This window comes from Mariniphaga sp., from assembly GCF_041687215.1.
GTDB lineage: Bacteria > Bacteroidota > Bacteroidia > Bacteroidales > Prolixibacteraceae > Mariniphaga.
The window spans coordinates 59,140-81,634 of the sequence record NZ_JAWLCI010000007.1 but is presented as its reverse complement, the minus strand read 5'-3'; the positions used below and the strand labels follow the sequence as shown (position 1 = coordinate 81,634).

At 40.2% G+C, this 22,495-nt stretch carries 12 protein-coding genes and 1 pseudogene; 5 read left to right on the top strand and 8 right to left on the bottom strand.

The features are described 5' to 3' along the window. Nucleotides 1–21: 21 nt before the first annotated feature. Nucleotides 22–3,402: a VPS10 domain-containing protein gene (locus ACESMA_RS04800; RefSeq protein ID WP_372947635.1), complete on the bottom strand. Its 3,381-nt coding sequence runs from the start codon at nucleotides 3,400–3,402 to the stop codon at nucleotides 22–24. A 388-nt stretch (nucleotides 3,403–3,790) separates the two neighbouring features. Between ACESMA_RS04800 and ACESMA_RS04795 the strand changes: the two are divergent. Further along, nucleotides 3,791–4,206, top strand: a pseudogene (locus ACESMA_RS04795) (DUF4956 domain-containing protein); the annotation flags it as partial. A gap of 161 nt (nucleotides 4,207–4,367) precedes the next feature. Then, nucleotides 4,368–4,892, top strand: a complete 525-nt coding sequence (locus ACESMA_RS04790) for a DUF2490 domain-containing protein (RefSeq protein ID WP_372947663.1) — start codon at nucleotides 4,368–4,370, stop codon at nucleotides 4,890–4,892. 4 nt (nucleotides 4,893–4,896) lie between these two features. Here the strand turns inward: ACESMA_RS04790 and ACESMA_RS04785 are convergent, their stop codons facing one another. From ACESMA_RS04785 to rpsO, 7 genes are all read right to left on the bottom strand, one after another. Continuing rightward, nucleotides 4,897–6,324 (bottom strand): sulfatase, encoded by a 1,428-nt coding sequence (locus tag ACESMA_RS04785; protein WP_372947634.1) that lies wholly within the window; start codon nucleotides 6,322–6,324, stop codon nucleotides 4,897–4,899. Between the two features lie 60 nt (nucleotides 6,325–6,384). After that, nucleotides 6,385–7,755 (bottom strand): dipeptidase, encoded by a 1,371-nt coding sequence (locus ACESMA_RS04780; protein ID WP_372947633.1) that lies wholly within the window; start codon nucleotides 7,753–7,755, stop codon nucleotides 6,385–6,387. A 141-nt stretch (nucleotides 7,756–7,896) separates the two neighbouring features. Beyond that, nucleotides 7,897–9,570: a tetratricopeptide repeat protein gene (locus ACESMA_RS04775; protein ID WP_372947632.1), complete on the bottom strand. Its 1,674-nt coding sequence runs from the start codon at nucleotides 9,568–9,570 to the stop codon at nucleotides 7,897–7,899. Nucleotides 9,571–9,748: 178 nt separating this feature from the next. Next, nucleotides 9,749–10,381, bottom strand: coding sequence for a deoxynucleoside kinase (locus ACESMA_RS04770; protein ID WP_372947631.1), 633 nt, complete (start codon nucleotides 10,379–10,381; stop codon nucleotides 9,749–9,751). A 17-nt stretch (nucleotides 10,382–10,398) separates the two neighbouring features. Further along, nucleotides 10,399–10,881 carry a hypothetical protein gene (locus ACESMA_RS04765; RefSeq protein ID WP_372947630.1) on the bottom strand — a complete coding sequence of 161 codons (483 nt, stop codon included), beginning with the start codon at nucleotides 10,879–10,881 and terminating at the stop codon, nucleotides 10,399–10,401. A gap of 90 nt (nucleotides 10,882–10,971) precedes the next feature. After that, complete coding sequence (gene pnp / locus ACESMA_RS04760) at nucleotides 10,972–13,266, bottom strand: polyribonucleotide nucleotidyltransferase (protein WP_372947629.1); 2,295 nt, start codon at nucleotides 13,264–13,266, stop codon at nucleotides 10,972–10,974. A gap of 107 nt (nucleotides 13,267–13,373) precedes the next feature. Continuing rightward, the gene (gene rpsO / locus ACESMA_RS04755) at nucleotides 13,374–13,643 is read right to left on the bottom strand and encodes a 30S ribosomal protein S15 (protein ID WP_372947628.1); all 270 of its coding nucleotides are present in this window, start codon (nucleotides 13,641–13,643) and stop codon (nucleotides 13,374–13,376) included. Nucleotides 13,644–13,893: 250 nt separating this feature from the next. On the opposite strand from rpsO, the gene ACESMA_RS04750 reads away from it, so the two are divergent. The 3 genes from ACESMA_RS04750 to ACESMA_RS04740 all read left to right on the top strand — a co-directional run bounded on the left by ACESMA_RS04750 (nucleotide 13,894) and on the right by ACESMA_RS04740 (nucleotide 22,435). Then, nucleotides 13,894–17,274, top strand: coding sequence for an HYR domain-containing protein (locus ACESMA_RS04750; protein WP_372947627.1), 3,381 nt, complete (start codon nucleotides 13,894–13,896; stop codon nucleotides 17,272–17,274). Nucleotides 17,275–17,731: 457 nt separating this feature from the next. Then, nucleotides 17,732–21,445, top strand: coding sequence for an HYR domain-containing protein (locus tag ACESMA_RS04745; protein ID WP_372947626.1), 3,714 nt, complete (start codon nucleotides 17,732–17,734; stop codon nucleotides 21,443–21,445). Nucleotides 21,446–21,694: 249 nt separating this feature from the next. Next, nucleotides 21,695–22,435: a LytR/AlgR family response regulator transcription factor gene (locus ACESMA_RS04740; RefSeq protein WP_372947625.1), complete on the top strand. Its 741-nt coding sequence runs from the start codon at nucleotides 21,695–21,697 to the stop codon at nucleotides 22,433–22,435. Nucleotides 22,436–22,495 lie beyond the last annotated feature (60 nt).

Here is a 22,495-nt window from a genome sequence, read left to right as displayed (position 1 = left end):
TTACATATTCATTGGATGATATTATTGAATTACTATCTTTTTTTGAACACAATTGTTACCTTTAATCAATCTGGCCAAATAAATACCGGGCGATTGGAAACTTTGGGTTGATAATTTTATGATATCACTGGTCATTATTCCAGAATGTAAAAGTTTTCCTTCTAAACTATAAATATGAATTTCAGGTGAAGGAAATAAGGATGAATTTGTTTTAACCGTTACAAAATTTCCCGAAACAGGATTTGGAAATATGCTGAACATATTATCCTTTTCAACCATTGAAACATTATCGAAAATGACTGTGCCTTTTGCTATTACCGAAACATCGTCGAACCAAACCGGGTTCCACCAGGTGTACAAACCTATTTTTCCAAAAGAAAGATCGGGTGTTAAAACTTCATCGAAAATGGTGTTGCCGTTAATTATCACTGTGGTGTAACTACCATCGTTTTTCACTTCAATGGTTACAAATACCCCAACTCCTCCACCAGAATAAGACGCTGTTGAAATGGTGGATTCATTTCCGTCTTTCACCATTTTTAACCATACCCCTTGAGGTTCTGCATCAAGTTCAACGAGGTAAAAATTATTATCATCTGTAAAATTGAATATAAGGCCAAAGTTGTTATTCCAATCGGATTTAACTTTTGCTGAGAATGTGAAATCGGCGAACGTGGTTCCCTGATAAATACAATAATTCATTCCATTGGATGTTAAATTATTGAACTGATTAAATTGAACCGACCATTCTCCGAAGACAGGTATCCAGTCCTGAGCCAGATTATCATTAAAATCCTCGAAGTAGGTAATGGACCCTTCTTCTGTTTGCACTACAATTTTTATCGGGTTTGATGTTACCGTTTGGTTGGTATTGTCGGTCACTTTTACGATAATAGTATAGAATCCGTCGACAACATTTTCCCAAATAAAAGAAAAAGTACCGTCGGTTTTTTCGCCCAGTTTAGTATCATTCGCAAAAAATTCAACTTTAATTACCTGTCCGTCAAGGTCGTTTGCTTCAGTCACAATTTCTATAGTTGAATCATATTCAAATTGTTCATCGTTTAGTGGAGATGTTACAACTACTTCAGGAAGCAATAAAGCAATAACCTGCATTTTTATTTTTCCTGAATAAGCAATATTTCCTGAACTATCGGTAGCAGCAGCGTAAATTTCATATTCGCCGGTTTCAATATTTTGCCATTCATATTGATATGGAGGTATTGTATCTTTCATCAAAACCGTATCTCCATAAAAAAACTCCACTTTTTCAACCGAATAGCTGTTTTGAATGATTTCGGCAGTGAGAATGATATTACCGGGAGCAATGAGAATGGTATCAATGGCAGGCGCCGTTAAGTTGATTGACAGGTTATTTTCGGGGATAAATTTCCATATTCCGTAACACCCACCGGCACCCCACAATTCTCGGGTTTTGGGATTTACCCGGAGTGCAAAAACTTCGTTGGCACCATCACCAGTATTTGCGCCGTTGTTTGTGCGCAGGTTCGGTGTAATTATTTCCCAGGTTTCGCCACCGTCAGTCGATCGTTTTACACTGGCATCAGTTTTATAAACGTTTTTAGGGCCGGCACAATAAACCATATTTGGATTATTAGGATCGACTGCCACCGTAAGGATTGAACGGTTATTGAATTGATCAGTTGGAACCCGTGAAGATAATTCGGTTAGAATTTCATTTTCATAAATAAACAACCGGTCGCCGCCTGTTACTACATAAAGTCGGTTGTTAATGTGGTCAGTGGCCACATCCAACACTGATTGCGGTAATGTTACAACATTCTCCCAAGTAATTCCCTTGTCTTTTGACCTTACTACCGAAATTCCATCTGCACCGTAAACTTCTTTTGCGCCCGATAAATTGGCGATGAATACACCGCTGCATCCTTCCATTATTTGCCATGTTTCACCACGGTCATAAGTTACATATTCACTGAAATATATTACATCAGGGTCCTTTGCGTCACCACAACCTGTTTTCAGACCGTTGCAAACCAAATCGGTTTTGGTAAAAGTATTTCCGCCATCACGGCTAACAGTAAGCAGTCCGGATTCGTTCCATCCGGGTGAAACCATAGTTACCAGCACGTTTTTATCGGCTGCATAAGCGCCATAGGTAAAACCGCCCCAGCCGTGACCACTTGCATTGCAATATTTCCATGTTCCCCCTCCGTTATTTGTGAAAGCTCCGTTGTAATCCTGCGAAGCAATGTATAGCAAATCAGGATCTGAAATATTAAAATTAAAGGTGCCGCCTACCAGGATTCCTGTGTATCCGTTGGCATCCCATTCAAATTCTTTTCCACCGTCACTACTACTGGTAATCCAATCGCCGCCAAAAGCCCACACCTTGTTTTCATCGGTCGGATGCCAGGCAAATTCATGGTGCCGGCCGTTAAATGGCATAAATGCATTGGAATTGTCTATTTGTGCTATTTGCCAGGTAATTCCACCGTTTGCAGAAATGTAAATGGGTTTGGAATACTCACCAGCACTATGGCAAACAACTATTTTTTCCGGATTGGCCGGGCTCACTTTTAAAGCCAACACATTATCCGGAAAATTAGTCGATTCTATTTTCGAAAATGTTTCTCCATTGTCAACAGAAACGTGCAATTCCCTGCTGGTTGTGAACCAAACCTTTGAAGGTTCCGAACAGACAACGGCAATATCCCTGACCACACCGCTGAAAACCTGTTTAAAAGTTGTTCCGCCATCATTGCTTTGGTAAAATCCATTCATTGTTCCTGCGTAAACTGAACCTGTTTCAGGGCTTACTTTTATTGTACAATCACCAAATTCGCTGTTAATTTCCTTCCATGTTTCACCGCCGTCGATCGATTTATACAATCCACCAGCAGGATTTGACCAGTAGGCAATTGTAGAATATCCCAGGTCCTCATCAAGGCTGCTTGCATCAAAAGCAACTTTATCTTTAAAATCCCGGTATCCGTTGTAAAATTCTTCCTGCAGTACGTGCTTCCATGATGCTGCCTGGTTTGTTGAGAGATAAATGCCATGATTTTTATTTTCAATACTGTTACCTCCAATAGCAAGGGCACGTTGATTATTGTTGGGATCAATGGCAAATCCGCAATTTCCGCGCGGATGATAACCTATGTTGCAGGGCTCCCATAGTTTCCCACGATTTGTGCTGCGGTATATTCCTCCTACATCGGTGCCAAACAAAAGGAACGAACCATCAGTTTGATCCACTTCAATGGCTTGGGGCCACTGGCATCCTTCGCCACCCGAATGTCCATTGCTCAGTATTTTTGAAGATACCAGCGGTATTGCCTTCCAGTCTTGGGCTGTAATTTCAGTACAGCACAATTGAAATGCAATGAATATAACACTGTATTTAAAAATACTATTGTGCATGATTTGATTTTTTTAAACTGAATTCCCTGCAATTAATTTTGGCAGGAAGATTAAAATGAGAATAGCATAAAATAAATTCTTCATTTAACAGGTTATAATTGATGTTGAAACAAAATTAACTAGAAAATTCGTCAGCATATAATTTTCTGTGGCAATTTTAGAAGAAAGGTTTTCAAATTAAAAACTTTGGAAGGTAGGATTGTAAATTAAATTTTACATTTATGTTGCATTCTTTTTAAAAACAAAATCATGTTCAGTAACTTTAACCTGAGTACAATAGAAACAGAATTTTTAACTCCCCTTTTTTTTACGGTTTGCCATTAATCTGGCCACTACTTTTGTTGTTGTGCTCCTATATGCCTTAATCAGTAAATGAAAGGAGTTTTATTTCAGTTATTTTGCAATAAGTATTGCTTTTTTTTGCTGGTATATATATCTGCTTGAAAGCCTAACTCTTGAGCTGGTTTTTGCCTTGGAATTATTTGCTATTTTTGGCATCATCAGATACCGTACTGATACTATTCCACCCAAAGAAATGACTTACCTTTTATCATCATTGTTGTATCGGTTATCAATGCTCTTTCAAAAGAATATTTAGGTTTTCTGGAACTTACTTTTGTAAACATCCTGTTTGTTGGAGCTATATGGGCTTTGGAAAATATTTTAAAGATGCACCAGGAAAATTCGGTAGTAATTATTTACAAAAATATTGAAAACCTTCATAGGCAAAATGAAGCCCTTCTTCTGCAAGATCTGGAAAACAGAACCGGTGTGAAAATTAAAAAATTTCAAGTGGCCAAATAAATTACAAATGCAAAATGGCCCAGATTATCATTTTTTTGACAACAATGGCCATTCAAAAATGGAGGCAAAATAATATGATTGCAAAAAATTCTTATTTTTTTAACTGTTTTTAGTGGACTTCCGGCAAAGGCCAAAACTGAAAAATTCAAAACCTGGATTGAATTGGAATTCAGGAAAGATTTTCTTTTAGCAATATATCCCAAATGAGATTAAAAGACCAATATCAGTTAGATGAATATGTGGTGCAGGGAAAACTTTCGTATGATGTTTTTTCTTTTCTGGCTTTTTCAGGTACCTACAGAATTGGTGCAGAAGTAAAAAATAAGGGGAATGTGTCTTACAGCCGGTTTACGTTCGATGCACAGGCATCAAAAGATATAAACCGCTTCGAATTATCGTTACGCGGAAGATACACCAACTTCTCCGAGGCAGGTGATGAAAATTCGAGTAAATATTTCAGGCCAAGGGCGAAACTGGAAAACAGAACCAAAGCCAAAAGAATCAGTCCATTTACAAGCTACGAACTCCTTCATAACCTGATAAAAAATAAATTGCATAAATCAAGGTTTGACGTAGGGTTCACCCGCCGGTTTGGTGATTTGCACAGAGTGGGCTGTATTACCGGCTCCACAGTTATTTTACTGAAAAAGCTTCCATTCAAATTTTGGGAATTGATTACCGGCTGAGGTTTTAATCCGGTTCAAAACCTGGATTTGAAATAGGATAATGACTGCCTGATTCGGCCAGTTTTTCTTCAAGCAATATTTTGAGTTCAATCAGTTTTTCAGGAAAGTTTCCGGAAATATCTTTTGTTTCTCCGGGGTCTTCAGCCAGATTAAAAAGTTCTATATGATTGCTTTCGTAATGAATCACAAGTTTCCAATCACCTTTTCTGATGGCCGAACCAGGTTTCCAGCCGCTGCCGTGGTAATGCGGGAAGTGCCAGAACAATTCATTGCGTGAGATGTTTTTCTCCTCTGCTAAAATTGGCAGCAAATTTACTCCATCATTTTTTTCATGTTGAATTCCGGCCAGAGATAATAATGTGGTAAAAAAATCCATACTCACTACTGGTTGTTCCGAAATTCGGCCAGGGCTATTTAACCCTGGTCCGGTAATAATTAACGGAACCCGGATTCCTCCTTCGTAACACCAGCCTTTCCCGGCACGCAGCGGGCCATTGTTTGTGGGTGCGTTTTTTCGGGTAAGTGTTGAAAGTCCACCGTTGTCGCTGGTAAAAATAACCCAGGTGTTTTTATCCATACCATTTTTGGCAAGTGCTTCAAGCAAACGGCCCACATTTTCATCCATAGCTGCCACCATCGATGCATATGCAGCGTCTTCCTGTACCAGTTTTGTCCATCCTTCGCCCTCCTTTTTGTGGGGAATGGAATCCAGTTCCAGTTTTTCCCTTTTCATTTCATACTTTTCAACATGTTTATTAGCAGCCTGAATGGGCGTGTGAACCGTGTAAAACGACAGGAACAGCAAAAACGGATTTTCCTTGTTTTTTTCCAAAAACCGAATGCTTTCGTTGGTTAACCGATCGGTTAAATATTCCCCATCCGGACCATCTTTAAGTTTTGGATTATTGTATGGCGAATAATATCCTCCCGGCGGACTCCCCTTGTCATGGCCACCAAGATTGATGTCGAACCCCTGATCTTCGGGGAAAAAACCTTCATCGCCCAAATGCCATTTCCCTGCAAAAAAAGTTTGGTAACCGGCTTCTTTTAACTTTTCGGCTAAAGTGATTTCTACCAGTGCCAGTTCGTTTCCATCTTGCGGCCCAAGCAGTGGGCGGTTTTTGGGATCGTTGCCCGGAATCCAGTCGGTAATATTTACCCTGTTTGGATGTTTGCCGGTCATAATGGACGCGCGGGTGGGACTGCAAACCGGATTGGCAGAATAAGCCTGTGTAAAACGGACTCCACCTTCGGCCAACTTATCAATATTTGGCGTATCGTAAAAACTTTCAGGATAATTGCATTTTACATCGGCCCAGCCCAGGTCGTCAACCAGAATGAAAACGAAGTTGGGTTTTTGCTTTTTTGGGGCGCATGCAAAAATTGCCCCAAGAACAAAAATAAATACAAATGATTTTTTTAACGACATCATGTCAAACCAAAAAAATTCAGCAGGTGACCAGAAGCCACCATCTGAATAATTGCAAATAAGTTATTTATTCATTTCCGCAAAATACTTATAAAACAGCGGAATGGTTTTAATTCCGTTAAAAAACTGTTCCAGCGGGTAGTTTTCGTTGGGTGAATGAATAGCGTCGGCTTCGAGGCCGAATCCCATGAGCACAGATTTAATTCCCAGAATTTCCTCGAAAGTGGAAATAATGGGAATGCTTCCTCCTGACCGAACAGGAACAGGTCGTTTGCCATAAACATCGGTGTAAGCCTTTTCGGCGGCCTGGTAAGCTGGAAAATCGATAGGGCATACATAACCTTGTCCGCCGTGCAGGGGTGTGACTTCCACCTTAACAGATTTCGGTGCAATACTTTCGAAGTGTTGTTTAAAGAGTTCTGCAATTTTTTCATGATCCTGGTTGGGAACCAAACGGGTCGAAATTTTTGCAAAGGCTTTTGATGGTAAAACCGTTTTGGCACCTTCTCCGGTGTAGCCGCCCCAAATTCCACACACATCAAACGAAGGCCGGATACCAGTGCGTTCAGTGGGTGTATAACCTTCTTCTCCAGCCAATTCCTCAACATCAATGGCTTTTTTGTATTCTTCCACATTAAAAGGTGCACGCCCTAAAAGTTCGCGTTCTTCTGCCGAAACTTCAAGTACATCGTCGTAAAAACCTGGAATCGTAACTTTTCCCCTTTCGTCCACCATTTGGTCAATCATGGAACAAAGTACATTTATGGGATTGGCCACTGTTCCGCCAAACAAACCGGAATGCAAATCGCGGTTTGGTCCGGTAACTTCCACCTGCCAGTAGGCCAGTCCGCGCAAACCAGTTGTAATGGAAGGAATTTCAGGGGCAATCATTGAGGTATCTGAAACCAAAATTACATCGGCTTTCAACATTTCCTTATGTTCTTCGCACCATTTTCCCAGGTTGGGCGAACCGATTTCCTCTTCGCCTTCAATCATAAATTTCACATTGCAGGGTAGCGCATTGGTTTTAACCATTAGTTCGAATGCCTTAGCGTGCATCATTCCCTGGCCTTTATCGTCGTCGGCACCGCGGCCCCAAATTTTTCCATCGTGGATTTCAGGTTCAAACGGATCAGTATTCCACTTTTCAATGGGATCAACCGGCATCACATCCATGTGAGAATATACCAAAACAGTTGGCAAAACGGGATCAATTATTTTTTCGCCGTAAGTAACCGGGTTTCCGGCTGTTTCAAATATTTCGGCTTTATCTGCACCCGATTTCAGCAGCAATTCTTTCCAGTATTCGGCTGCTTTGTACATATCCGGTTTATGATCTTTTATTGAGCTGATTGACGGAATCCGCAACAGTCCAAATAATTCTTCCAAAAACCGGTCTTTGTTCTCTTCAATGTAATTATTGATATTTTTCATAGTTTATAAATTGAATTTTCGTTTAAAATAAATGATTCGGAAAAAATACTGTTTTCTTGTTGAATATGAAACGTAAAATGTCATAAAAAACAAAGGGCAGCCAAAAAATGACTGCCCTTCGCTTTTATTGAACTAAAAATATTAATTCACAATTTCCTGGAAACGTGGATTATTAAAATATTTAGCAAATTCCAAATCGGTTTTTGCTTTTGCTTTCATATCCGCATTGTATTCAACTGCAGTGCCAAGACTTTCGAAAAGCAGGTTTTCGCGAGCGGTGCGGGCACCAATTACTGCCTTCAGGTATTCTTTCATAAAACAGTTGGGACGTTGGAATGCTTCCAAATCACGCAATGCGCCGTTATTGTCGCCAGCCAGAATTTTAGCCAGACCGGTATTTACATCCTGGAAGTCGCTGAAATAGCGAACAGCCTGGTCGTAGTTTGCTTTTTTAAGGCTAACAATTCCTAAATTGTAGTTTACCTCTTTACCAGCTCCTGAAGCGGCACCGAAAAGTGTTTCAGCTTCTTCAACTTTATTTTCGTATAGAGCAACTGCACCCAAATTATTTTTTACAATAGGCTCGTCGTTTTTAAGTGTTTCAGCTTTTTCAAACAATGGTTTTGCTTCGTTATATTTCATTTGTTTTACCAAAACATAACCTGCGTTGTTGGGTCCGCGCCAGTCGCTCGGATAAACTTTAATGAATGAGTTGTAAACTGAAAGTTGTTCATCAAGTTCTTCAAACAAAGTGGCAGCGTAAAGCAGCTCTGCCGGATTTAGTGAAGCCGGATCTGATTTTGCAAGTGCCATCAGTTCTTCATCGGTTTTTCCAATCAGTTCAACACTGGTAAGCAGTTTTGCACGACGCAGTTCAGGAAGAATTTTTTCAGCCAGTTCGGTGAAAGTTTCAGAAAGGTTTCTGATTTCACGTTCGCGAACTTCAGGATCGCTGTACATGGAAAGAACACGCAGAATCAGTTCTTTATCCTGAATATTTGATTGTTCGAGTTTTTCCTTGAAACCATCCCAGTCTTCAGGTGTGTATTTTGTTCTTAGGTTAACATCAACACCCAGCTCTTTCAATTTACCTGCCAGAAAATCGGAAGAAGAATCTTTACGTTTTCCGGCCAGTTCGGTATTAAAATCGATGGTACCGTCTGGTGAAGCGTAAGCTGAAACTTCAACACCTTTCAAATCGATACGTTCTTCTTCGTTTGCTTTTTGCGTGTATTGCAAATAAGCAGCTACATCTTCCGCTGTAATTTCTTCATTCCGAAGATTTGCGCGGTTAATGAGGTAGTGAATGTCAGCCAGCATTTCGTCAGGCACGATTCTTTGAAACGGATCGACATTGGGATCGTATTTGCCTGAATTGTTTGCTTCGCGGCGTACACCCAAAATTGGTTTTGGGAAATTAGCCACCATGGTACTGGTTGCAATAACTCCATCGGCAATTTTAATGGGATCGAAATCAAGTGTTTTTGAACCTTTTGAAGCGGTAATATTTACAAAGAGCTCTGATTTTCTCATTGCTTCTTTAAAATCGGCAGCGTCTTTATAACTAAAAGTTCCTCCTGCATTGTAGCTAATTACCCTGTTGTTTCCCTGAACTTTTTCTCCCTGAAGGGCAACCGGGCTAAAATTGGTTTGGCCACCATCATATTTTAAAACCGGCGTTGCAGTTAGTGTGGCTTTTTTATCGAAATACTTTACCGGAAACCTTCCATCAACAGTCAAATCAACTTCTCCTGCATGGGTTTCCAAAACCTCGGGTGTAACTTTAAACTGAATCTGATCAGCATTTTTTTTCATTTTTTTTAAGCCTGCACAACCCGATAGCAGCGCAGCAGTTAATGCAAACAGAACCAACGTTTTTAATCTGAAATTTTTCATAACATACCGTATTATTTATTTATTTGAATTAATATTATTTTCCTAATCACACAAAAATAGTAAGCTTTTTTATTTCAGAAAGTGAATAAATATAATTTTAAGACAAAATCAACCGATTTGTGCCTAATTTATAATCACTTTTAAAAAGGGTTTCTTTAATAAGTGCAAAATGTTCAGGATATTTTACAAAATCAATTTGATTTATATCAACAATAAGTACTGGGAATGAGGAGATTCCTTTAAAATAGCTGAAATATCCCTCGTTTATTTTTTCAAGGTAACCGGCAGAAATTTCCTGCTCGTAATCCCGGCCCCGGGTTTTTATGTTTTCAAGCAGTTTTGAGGTATCAGCATAAAGGAACACATATAAATCAGGTTTTGGAATATTATCGACTACCATATTGAAAATTTGCCTGAAAAGACGGTACTCATCTGGTTTTAGTGTATTTTGCGCAAAAATGGCAGTTTTTGCAAAATAATAATCAGCAATGGTTAGGGGGTGAAAAAGGTCGAGGTTCAAAACTTCCTTTTTTACCTGGTTGTACCTGTCGGCCAAAAAAGAGAGTTCGAGTGAAAAAGAATACCGTTCCTGGTCTTTGTAAAATTTGGGCAAAAACGGATTGTCGTCAAACTGTTCCAAAATGAGTTTTGCATTTAAAACATCTGCCAGCATTTTTGCCAGGGTTGTTTTCCCCGATCCAATGTTTCCTTCAATAACTAAATACTTCATAAGCAGTCTGTAAATTATTACATAAGTTTCTTTTGAGTTCTAATCTTTGCATCTTTTCTGATACCCCAAACATAACCGGCAAATAAACCGGCCACAAATCCCGAAGCAAGCATAATCCAGTTCCAGGCAGGAAAAATTTTCATAAGAAAGTACCCCAACAAAAGACCGGCAACCATTCCAAAAAATGAAAGCAAATAGGTAAAATAAAACGGAGGGAAAAAGCCATGCACTTTTTGCATATGTGTGGACAACCGGCTTATAATGCGGTCGTATTCCCTGCGCGATTTTCCCGGAACATTGATGGCTTCATTAATTTTCCCGGTAATTTCGGAAATATTTAACTTTTCCTTTTCGCAGGCCGGACAACTTTTCGAAAAATTACCAACCCTTTCAATATTCCGTTTAAATTCTTCAATGCGAAAAAATCTTAAATCGCGCTGTTTTATTCCTCGCAGCTTATCATCGAGCCTTAAAATTATCTGTTCTGACCAATCTTCCATTTCTCAAATATTTTCGACTTAAAATTAGCAAATAAAAGAAAAGCCGCCCAATGAATGAACGGCTTCTGTAAAAAAATATATCGTATAAAATTAGTTGTCGCGTCGTGGCCTGTTATGATCTCTGCGGTCATTGTCGCGGCGGTCATTATCACGGCGGTTAAAATCCCTGCGGTCTCCTCCGCGGCGGTTATCATCCCGGTGGCCTCCATCTCTGCGGGGCGGACGATCGCCACGTGGCGGACGTTCCACATAACCTTCAGGTTTTGGTAGCAAAACTTTGCGCGAAAGTTTAAGTTTACCGGTTTTTTCATCAATACCAATAAGTTTTACTTCCAGCTCTTCTCCTTCTTTCACAAAATCTTCTGCTGATTCAACCCGCTCCCAGGCCATTTCAGAAACATGCAGTAGTCCGTCTTTGCCGGGAATAATTTCCACAAATGCACCAAATGAAACAACAGATTTTACTTTCCCTTTATATATTTCACCCACTTCGGGCAGCGCAATAATGGCTTTTATTCGTTTTTTAGCCGCTTCAATAGCTTCAATTCCGGCACCCGAAATTTCAACCTTCCCTATGTCACCAACCTCTTCTATAGCAATCACGGTTTCGGTTTCCTGCTGAATAGCCTGAATAATTTTTCCACCTGGCCCAATAATTGCACCAATCATATCTTTCGGAACTTCAATAACCTCAATACGCGGTACATTTGGTTTGAATTCGGATCGTGGTTCAGAAATCACTTCCATCATTTTATTCAGAATGTGCAACCGGCCTTCTTTTGCCTGCATAAGCGCTTGAGAAAGAACTTCGTATGAAAGTCCGTCCACTTTAATATCCATTTGTGTGGCAGTAATTCCATTTACGGTTCCGGCTACTTTAAAGTCCATATCGCCCAGGTGATCTTCGTCGCCCAGAATATCGGAAAGAACAGCGTATTTTTCAGAACCTTTATCTGTAATCAAACCCATGGCAATTCCCGACACCGGCCTTTTCATCTTCATAGCTGAATCCATCATAGCCATCGTTCCGGCGCAAACCGTTGCCATTGACGACGATCCGTTAGACTCGAGAATGTCGGAAACGATACGAACCATGTAAGGGAAATCTTCCGGAATCATCCGTTTTAAAGCACGGTGCGCCAGGTTTCCATGTCCTATCTCACGGCGGCTCAGGCCACGCGGAGTGCGGGGCTCGCCAACACAGAACGGAGGAAAATTATAGTGAAGCAGAAATTTTTCTTTTCCCTGAACAGTCACATTATCGATGATTTTTTCATCCATTTTCGTGCCCAGCGTAACTGAGGTCAGTGATTGAGTTTCGCCGCGGGTAAAAAGTGCCGAACCATGTGACCCCGGGAGATAGTCCACTTCGCCCCATATTGGCCTTATTTCATCTGTCTTCCGGCCATCGAGCCTGATTTTGTCATCCAGGATCATGCGACGCATGGCTTCTTTTTCCACATCGTGAAAATACCGTTTAATCAGCTTTTCATGCAGCTCAATGTCAACCTCTTCATTTTCAGCATTGGCTTCCTTGTATGCTTCAATGTATTCATCGCGGATGGCATCGAAACCAGCCGTCCGTTCCTGTTTAGTAGTTTGTTGTTTTGCCAGTGTGTAACATTTATCGTATAAATCGGCTTTTACTTTTTCACGCAAATCTTCGTCGTTCTTTTCGTGACTGTATTCCCGTTTTACTATACCCAATTCTGCTGCAAGTTCAGCTTGAGCCTGGCAGTGTTTTTTAATTTCTTCGTGGGCGAACCTAATGGCTTCGAGCATTTCTTCTTCAGAAACCTCATTCATTTCCCCTTCCACCATCATAATGTTGTTGGAAGAAGCACCAACCATAATATCGAGGTCAGACTCCTTTAACTGCGAATAGGTAGGATTTACTACCAATTGACCATTTACACGAGCCACGCGTACTTCTGAGATTGGTGTTTCAAAAGGCACATCAGACACTGCAATGGCAGCCGAAGCTGCAAGTCCGGTAAGTGCATCGGGCAGGTCTTCCTTACTGGCTGAAATCAACGAAATCATCACGGCAGTTTCTGCGTGGTAATCTTCGGGAAACAGCGGGCGCAATGCCCTGTCAACCAAGCGGGCAGTTAAAATTTCTTCGTCGGAAGGGCGGCCTTCGCGTTTTAAAAATCCACCGGGAAAGCGTCCGGCTGCTGAAAACTTCTCGCGGTAATCTACCGAAAGCGGCATAAAATCTACATCTTCGTTTGCTTCCTGTGCTGAAACAACGGTTGCCAGCACCATGGTTTCACCCATGCGAACCACCACCGACCCATCGGCCTGCTTGGCCAGTTTGCCGGTTTCTATGGTAATCGTCCTGCCATCGGCAAGTTCGATTGTTTTTGTTGTTGCGTTTACCATAATTTTTCTCAATAAATTCAAAATGTTTATAAATTACAATGGGTGGTGAGGTTTTGCAAGATACAAAAAAGAAAGGCAACTCAATCATTGCCTTTCCATTATTTTTTCTATTTACGCAGTTTCAGTTTTTCGATGATTGCGCGGTACCGTTCAATATCTTTTTCCTTTAAATAATCGAGCAGCCTGCGCCGCTTACCAACAAGCTTGATTAGCGCTCTGCGCGTACTGAAATCTTTTTTGTTGCTTTTCAGGTGTCCTGTAAGGTGGTTAATCCTGTAAGTGAAAAGGGCAATTTGCCCTTCGGAACTACCTGTGTCTTTTTCGTCTTTGCCAAATTGGGCAAAAAACTCCTGTTTTTTTTCCGGTGTTAAATACATCTTTAAAATTTTTAATTATACCATGTTTAAGCCGCAGCATCGCGATAGATAGAAACGGCTTAAAATTACCGGGCGCAAAAGTAGGGAAAAGTTTTTGATTTTCAAAGATGAGGAATAGCATAATTATTTTTGTAAAAAACTATTGAACTTTTCCTTTTATTAATTTTAAACTACGTAAATTGTAGGAAGTAAATAATGTTCAAATAAATAAATTTAATATAATTATTATTAACCGTAAATTCAGTTATTTATGAAAAAAATTTACTTCTTTTTAGTGTTGTCCTTTATTTTTCTATTTACAACAGGACAAGAGTTTAATACCCAAAATTTACCTTATGCCTCCTATAAAGAAGGAGTGCAAAATTTGAAATCGGCAACTGTTCCCGGCCATTTTGCTAAACAAGCTTTGGCAAATGATGCTGAGTGCAAAATTGATGCTTTATTATTAGCGGCTGACGATGTCACTTATGTAACCGACGTTCAAACCTATTTAATGAATACGGGTATGTTCAATTTAGTGGATACAGAAATTTATACCACTCCCACATTGGAAACCCTCAGAAATTATGATGCCATACTTGTTTGGGCAGATGGTTCACTAAATGATACTGTTGGAGATTCCCTTGCAGCTTATATTGATGAAGGCGGAGGTGTGGTATCAGCAGTTTTTAATCTCTTTACTGGTTGGGGAATAGAAGGTACCCGATTTAATACAGACTATTTGTTATTAAACCTGGGAACTTACACATCAGGTGCCACAACCACACTTGGAACTGTTCACGACGCAAACCATCCCATTATGGAGGGTTTAACCAGTTTGGTTAATCCTAATGAATTCCGAAGCAATAATGCAACAATGACAGCCGGCTCGGAAGTAATTGCGGAATGGAGTGACGGGCTGCCGCTGGTTGTGGTAAAAGAAAATTTAGGCCCTGCCAGCGCAAGAAGAGCCGATATTAATATCTTTCCACCATCTTCAACAATTCGTGGTGATTTTTGGGATGCTACAACCGATGGAGATATTTTGCTGGCCAATGCTTTGCTCTGGGTTTCAAAAAAATGCGATTGTGCAGATGTTATTGTTGATAACGATCCCGGAATCTGTGGCGCTATTGTAAATTACGATACCCCCACAGCAGAGGGAGCCACCGTTACGCAAATCGATAACAGCGACTTTTCAAGTGGTGATGAATTCCCTGTAGGAGCCACAATTCAGCAATACGAGTTTGATTTTGGCGGAGGAGATCTTGATACCTGCACCTTCAATGTAATCGTAAATGACACAGAACCTCCCGTATTTACCTGTCCTGAAGACATTGTTGTATACAACGATCCGGGAGAAAACTGTGCAGTTGTGAATTTGCCCGACCTGGGAATAATAACAGGTGGAGAAGCAGAACCGGGGATTACACTGCCCAATGCACCCACAAACCAGGCTGGGGTAGCATACAATCCGGATAAAAAACTTTATTACGCGATTCGGGCAGGTTCTTCGGGCTATACATTATATACCTACGACGAAACTGGAAGTCAGCTTGCTGCAAACACTGCAAATTTTGATTTCAGAGGATTATGGTGGAATCCAAACACCTCAGCATTGGAAGGCAGCAGCTATGGCGGTGATGGCTACAGGGTTGTAGATTTGGATGCCAATGGATATGCACTTTCAACCGGAACAAATGACCCGGCAACTAATTATCAACCAGATTCACAATCTCAAGCAGATTATGATTATGATTTGGATGAAGTTATCTATTTTTTTAATAATTCTATTTACAAAACTTCCAGAACCACGGGAGCCTTGATTGGAGGTGCAATTCCAATCACCGGACTTCCTGCCAATACATTAAATTCCACTTTTGTTGGTTATACAGGAATACCAGGAGGAGAAGCACTGATTTACGACTATTTAAATAAAGCCGTGTATTTTGTGGATAAAACTACCGGCGTTTATTCCCATTCAGTTCAACTGCCAATTTCAGCACCAGGGGCAAGCTACTTAAACACAAGTTACGCCAATGGCCATATCTGGATTTCAGACGGCACCTTATGGCATTCTTACAAAATATTGGAAAGCGGTGCTTCTGATAATTGTGGCGCAGTAACAGCAACTTATGATTATCCATCAGGAACTTGTTTTCCCATTGGTACCACAGAAGTCACACTAACAGCCACTGACGCAGCCGGGAATTCTTCAACCTGCAGCTTTAATGTAACGGTTGTTAACCAGGAAGAAGCTCCGAATGTTGTTGCCAATCCCATTGAGGTTTACCTTGATGAAACAGGAAGATATGTGCTGACTCGTGCAGACCTGGAAGAAATGGCGGCAGGAACTAATGACGCCATCACACCGTTTGAAGAACTTGAATTAAGTGCCTATCCGCATATTTTTACATGTGCACAGGTTTATGATGATGTAATACACACCCGCTTAACTGTGGAAGACGAAGCAGGCAATAAAGCATGGGAATGGACCACGGTAATTGTTCACGATACGCTTCCTCCAGACTTCGTTCCGGTTACTGATATTGAAGTTGTTCTTGAACCTGGTCTGGCTGAATCTGCAATTGAATATCCGGTTATAGAGGTATTGGATAATTGCGTACTCGTTCCTGAACTTGTTGAAGGTCTCGGACCGGATGGAATATTCCCTGCCGGAACCACAACTGAAACATGGATGGTTGAAGACGGTGGAGGTAATACTGCTACCCTTTCATTTACCGTAACAGTTATTACAACCAATGATTTGCCAACAATTGATCCTGTTGAAGATGTAACAGCCAACGAGGATGATCCACCAGTCACAGTGGAACTGTCGGGAATTTCGTATGGCAACGATATGGAAGAACAAACTGTTACTGTAACTGCAGAAAGCGACAACAATGAACTGGTCAGCGCAATTACGGTAAATTATGCTACTGGAAGTACAGGTACTCTGGAAATTGAACTTGCACCCGAAATGTCGGGCAATGCTTTAATCACCATAACAGTTGAGGATAATGAAGGAGGGATTGCTACCGAAACGTTTACATTAACAGTTAATCCGGTGAACGATGCTCCGATTGTTGTGAATCCAGTTGCCGATCAGGTGGTTAATGCTTCCTATGTATTGAAAGTTCCGGTTAGTTCGGTTTTGGGTGAATTATTTTACGATTCTGATGGCGATGAACTCACCATCAGCGCTATGCTTGAAGGAGGCGATCCGCTGCCTGCATGGGCCGAAATGATGAACGATTCCCTGGTTTTCAGCCCTATGATTGAAGATACCGGTTGTGTTAACATTGTTGTAATGGCTACTGATCCGGATGGAGCTGCGGCAGCCGATACCTTCCAGTTGTGTGTGGATGGTTACCCGGTAAACTCCGGACAAATTGCTTTTACCGATTTTAACGTGAACATGTTCCCGAATCCGGCCAGAGACTGGGTGAATCTTGAAGTTAAAAATGCCGGAGTGGGAGCTGCTGAAGTAACCGTTTATACAATAACCGGACAGCAGATTATCCATCGTAAATTCACGAATAACCAAAACATTTCATTCAATATGGAATATCAGGTTTCAGGAATGTACTTTGTAAAACTGAACATTGAGGGAAAAGAAGCAGTTAAAAAACTGGTGCTCGACAGGAAATAATTCAATATTATTATAAGCTTAAACAAGGGGGTGATTAGAATCATCCCCTTTTTCTTTAATAAAAATTTTTTCTGTCTGGAATTTGTACATTTTGATTTTATTGAAAAGTCATTCAACATTCTAAATGGAATCAAAACTGACCCCAAAAAACATTAAATAAAACTAATTTAAACTCACCGGTGATTGACAAAATGAGAAAAAATTTTACAATTTGGATATCGATTTTACAATTTAAACATTCAACACTTGTTTTAATCTCTAAATTTAGCTCCGATTTTTACAAACGTTTAAACAGTCATAAATCTTAAATAGTCCGACTTAATAAATAAGAAGGATACCTGTGGCTATAGTTCATTGAAATGTAACGATACCAACAGTGTGTCGTGTATTTATTATAATCAATTTCAATCAAAAAAAATATTACCAAATTATCAATTTTACTTAAAACTAAATTGTTATGAAAAAATTTTACCTGTTCTTTTTATCAATGCTTTTTTCAGCAACCACCCTTTTTAGCCAAACTTTAACTTATACTATAGAATTAAGAGATATTTTTGGTGATGGGTGGAACGGAGGAACTATTGACGTATTAATAGACGGAAATTTAGTTCTGGATAACATAACCCTTTCTAGTGATGCAGGACCTGCTGTTTTTACGTTTTCAGTAAATCCCGGAAATACAATTACCACAAACTTCGTTCCGGGGACCTACTTTGCTCATGAATGTGAATATGTAATTAAAAATGAAGAAGGAGTTGTGGTGGCACAATCCGGACAAGGAGGAGTTACTCCCGGCAACATTACCTATTCGGTACCGGGTCATTTTTGCCCTGATGATATTGAGGTTGACAATGACCCGGGAGTTTGTGGTGCTGTAGTAAATTATACAGTTATCGCTTCTGAAAAAGGAAGTGCAGTCCAAACCGGGGGATTACCCAGCGGATCAGAATTCCCAATTGGCACCACAATGAATACTTTTCTTTTAACCGACTCTTTGGGTGTTGAAACTACTTGCAGTTTCTCAGTAATCGTAAACGACACCGAACCGCCGTTATTAGACTGCCCCGAAAACATTGTGGTTTCAAACGATCCCGGCGAATGCGGAGCTGTAGTTACTTTTAGCACACTGGCCGATGAAGTTCTTCTTGATGAAGTTCTTCCTGCCAGTCTTTCTGAATGGGAGGTTTATGATCACTATAACAATCCGATATTCAACTACGAAGAAATTACTTCTCCTTACGACGGCTCTACCGCAATAAAGACAAGCGTTGTTGGCAACACTTATTCATGGTGTTCAACTGAATCGCTCACAAAAATTTATGACATCAATGGCAATACCAAAACAACTGACCTTCAGGCTTATATGGAATTTGCTTCAAATTTAACAACATATAATTTCCCTTATTTAACTGTAGAATTGTTTGATGAGAATAATCAAAGTCTTGGACAACATGTTTATTACGGAAAAGATATGGTAGGCAGTTGGTTTTTAACTACATATATTTTGACAAATCCTGACAGTTACACAGAACTTCCTTCGGCAACAGGCGATATGATTCTGGATCTTGCAGAAGTTGGTGAGAACATAGATTTTAGCAAAATTAGCATTAAGCTTGCCAATTATACTTGTATAGGTGAAAATTCCATCATTTTTGATCACTTGAGAGTTTTAAACGGCAGCATTGATGATGGAACAGAAAACACCGGGGTGGTAGCTTCTGACAATTGTCCCGGAACGCAAGTCGAAGCAACTATTTCATCAGGTTCTTTTTTCCCGATTGGTACAACTCCTGTAACCTTAACTGCCACCGACGCAGCAGGCAACGAAACAAGTTGCACGTTTAATGTTACCGTTGAAGACACCGAAGCGCCGTTTGCAGTGTGCGGAAGCAATGGAACCGGGAAAAGCGTATTGCTGCTGTGGGATATTGACAATGCAAACACCCAAAGTCTTAAAACTGCCATTGAAGCTTCAGGTTTCACCGTAACTTTGCCAACTGTACCCGAATACCAATGGGATGGAACCAATCCCTCACTGGATGGGTTTGATGCCGTTGTTCATTTAAACGGATCAACTTTCTCCTTTGGATTACCATTGTCTGCACAAAATGCACTACTCGATTTTGTCCAGGTTCAGGGGAAACTGTTTGTTCATTCTGAATGGGATGCCTACGAATTGGATGAATACCCAACTCATCCTGCATTGGCACCCATTGTAATTCTTCAAAGAAACAGCGGCTATGAAACGGCCATAACCTACAACACAGTTCCCGGTTATGATACACACCCGGTTTTGGATGGAATACCTTCCTCTTTTATCATTGATTTTGCTGGACACAATGTAGGGCAAGTACGGCAGTATGATACTTATCCGGCCGAAACCCTGATGCTTGACCACGATGGCAATGCCGCTGTTGCCGTAAGGGAGTTGGAAAAAGGCAAAGTGGTTGGATTTGGGCATGCCGGAAATTATGCCAGCAGTAATTCTCTTTCAAATGTTAATGTGCAGAAACTTTTTGTCAATGCCTTAAAATGGGGCACTACATCAACAGGAGATTTTGAGTTTGTTTTGGATGAAACTGGCACAGTTACCATCACACCCGAAGATATTGACCAGGGCAGCACCGACAATTGCGGCATTGAAAGCATGGAACTGAGCCAGACTGATTTTACCTGGAACGACTTGGGAACCCAGGAAGTTATTCTTACTGTTACCGATTTGGCCGGAAACTCTTCTTCTTGCATTGCCAACATCACAATTACAGGTGGAAACCAGGAACCTGTTGTTGTTGCCAATCCAATTGATGTTTATCTTGATGAAACAGGAAAATATTGGCTGACTCGCGAGGACTTGGAAAAAATGACAGAAGGAACAACCGATGAATCGACAGCATTTGAAGAACTAAAAATAAATGCATATCCACACATTTTTTCTTGTGATCAAGTGTTTGATGAAGTAATTCACACCCGGCTTTCCGTTGAAGATGCTCAGGGCAACATTTCCAGGGCATGGACAACGGTGACTGTTCACGATACGCTTCCTCCAACGTTTGTTGCGGTTGATGATATTGAAGTTGTTCTTGAACCCGGTCTGGCAGAATCTGCAATTGAATACCCTGCAATTGAGGTATTGGATAATTGCACGCTTGTTCCTGAACTTATTGAAGGCCTCGGACCTGACGGAATATTCCCTGCCGGAACCACTACCGAAACCTGGACAGTTGAAGACGGTGGCGGAAATACTACTACCCTTTCATTTTCTGTTACAATTATTACAACTAATGATTTGCCCACTATTGATCCTATTGAAAACATAACAGCGAATGAAGATGACCCACCTGTGATGGTTCAATTAACAGGCATTTCGTATGGAAATGATGCAGAAGAACAAACGGTTACTCTAACTGCAGAAAACGACAATCCTGAATTGGTTACCAGCATCGCAGTGAATTATACATCAGGAAACACAGGTTCGCTGGAAATTGAACTTGCACCCGAAATGTCGGGCGATGCGATAATTACCATCAAAGTTGAGGACAGTGAAGGAGGAATTGTTACCGAATCATTTACATTAACAGTAAATTCGGTAAACGATGCTCCATTTGTTGTGAATCCAATATCCGACCAGGTAGTCAATGCTTCCTATGGTTTGAAAGTTCCGGTTAGTAAGGTTTTGGGTGAATTATTTGATGATATTGATGGAGATGCTCTCACAGTCAGCGCAATGCTCAAAAACGGTGATCCGCTGCCTGCATGGGCCGAAATGATGAACGATTCCCTGGTTTTCAGTCCGATGATTGAAGATACCGGCTGTGTTCACATCGTTGTTATGGCTACCGACCCGGATGGAGCCGCGGCAGCCGATACCTTCCAGTTGTGTGTGGATGGTTACCCGGTAAACTCCGGACAAATTGCTTTTACCGATTTTAACGTGAACATGTACCCGAATCCAGCCAGAGACTGGGTAAATCTTGAAGTTAAAAATGTCGGCGTGGGAGCTGCTGAAGTAACCGTTTATACAATAACCGGACAGCAGATTATCCATCGTAAATTCACGAATAACCAAAACATTTCATTCAATATGGAATATCAGGTTTCAGGAATGTACTTTGTAAAACTGAACATTGAGGGAAAAGAAGCAGTTAAAAAACTGGTGCTCGACAGGAAATAAAAATCAAATAACAAAACACCGGGGAACGGGGTGGCCAGGTGTGGCTACCCCTTTTTTATTTATATAGGTTTTAATTTCCAAGACTTGAAATGAACCCAACTCAAACCAAAAACATTATCCTTTTTAAAATTTTAAACTTTTTCTATAATAATGACTGGAATCTGTAATTTTAAATATATTTGTTGTGAATTAACGGCAGTTTATTTAATTTATTACTTTATTCATTGGACGTTTATTATCTATCGTATTATGGAAAAGCTTTCAGATAATACAAATATTTTAATTATTGAAGCTGAACAAACCCCGGCATTCAGGTTGCGGGAATTGCTATTCGAATTAAACTTTAAAAACGTTAATATATTTTTCGATATGAAATCGGGTATGGAAGCCATTAGAATTCTTACACCTGACATTGTTTTTCTGGGTTTAACTCTTAATGAAAACCTGAATGGCATTGACATTCTTAAGCTTTTAGAGTTACATCAAATTCATACTCATGTTATAATTGTATCCGATCACAATCAGTTTTCCGCTGAAGTTCTCCGGTTTTCACCTGTCGATTTTTTGCGGAAACCCGTCACTATGAAAGATATTAGAACATCAATCAGGAAAGTTGAAAACCATCTTAATCTTCACAAAAGTTCAATATCGGAAAATAACCCACAAAAATCAATTGAAATTATTCAAATCCAGTCAAATCAGGAAGTTAACTTTTTCATGCCCGATGAACTCATTTACATGGAGGCCGATGGGAGTTATTCTGTCTTACACTTATACAAGGGCAAACAAGAAACTATCAGTCAAAACCTTGGGAAACTTTCAGAAAGGCTTCCGGCACATCAGTTCATCAGGGTAAGCAGGAAACATATTGTAAATATGAAGTATATTAAAAAATATTCCAAAAAAGACCAGCAGCTTTTTATTGAATATAATGGGTCAATTGCTAAAATTCCTTCATCAAAAAAATATATGCAAAAAATACTTTATTAGAACATTTTTGTTTAAAAAATCAGACAGTTCATTGGAATTATTGATTCATTTAAAAAAAGT